The organism is Micromonospora sp. NPDC052213 (genome assembly GCF_040679695.1).
GTDB lineage: Bacteria > Actinomycetota > Actinomycetes > Mycobacteriales > Micromonosporaceae > Micromonospora.
On sequence record NZ_JBFAVI010000434.1, the window covers coordinates 1 to 1,001 of the forward strand.

General features: G+C 74.4%; 1 protein-coding gene. It reads left to right on the forward strand.

Annotated features, from left to right (window positions below; genetic code table 11):
• Positions 1-22: 22 nt before the first annotated feature.
• Positions 23-1,001, forward strand: a 979-nt coding sequence (locus tag AB0L34_RS34550) for a serine hydrolase domain-containing protein (RefSeq protein WP_363709896.1), incomplete at its 3' end; no start/stop codon positions are given.

The following is a 1,001-nucleotide window of genomic DNA, read 5'->3' on the forward strand; positions in this document are numbered from 1 at the left end:
CGGTCTGGCACGCTGCGAGATCGTGGACACGCGGTGGGACGGCCTGCGGGCCGAGGTACGGGACACGATCGACGAGCTGGTCTCCTCCGGCCGGGAGGCCGGTGTGCAGGTGGCCGCGTACCTGGACGGGGTGGCGATCGTCTCCGAACACGCGGGGCTCGCCGACACCACCACCGGACGGCCGATGACCGCCGACACGCCCGTGCACGCGGTCTCCACCGGCAAGGGACTCACCGCCACCGTCGTGCACGTGCTCGCCGAGCGGGGACGGCTCGACTACGACCTGCCGCTCGCCGCGGTGTGGCCGGAGTTCGCCCGGCACGGCAAGGACGCCATCACGCTGCGGCACGTGCTCACCCACACCGCCGGCCTGCCCGCGCTGCCCGCCGACGTCACGCCGGAGGACTTCACCGACTGGACGCGCATGTGCGAGCTGCTGGCAGACGCGCGGCCGCTGTGGGAACCCGGCGAGCGGCTCGCGTACCACGCCTGGACGTGGGGGTGGCTGCTCGGCGAAGTGGTCCGGCGGGTCACCGGCGCGCCGGTGTCGCGGGTGCTCGCCGACGAGGTGGCCAGGCCGCTCGGCGTGGACCGGGAACTGTTCCTCGCCGTACCGGAGGCGGACCTGGCCCGGCTGGCCCGGCTGGAGGACGCCGGCCTGTCCGCGCTGATGACCTGGGCCGGGGCGAACCTGCCGCACTTCGACGCGGTCGCCCCGCCAGCGGTACGACCCGACACCGTCATCGGTTCCCGCCCCGACGTGCTGCGCGCCGACGTGCCGTCGGTCGGCACGATGAGCGCCCGCGCGGTGGCCCGGATGTACGCGGCGCTACTCGGCCCGGTCGACGGGGTACGGCTGATCTCCACCGCACGGATGCGGGAGGTGTCCGCCCCGGCGGTACGCGCCCAGGAGTGGGTGTTCGGGCAGGAGAGCACGTTCGGGCTTGGGTACGCGGTCGAGGACGACGGATCGTTCGGCACCGCCGGTAGCGGCGGCAGCC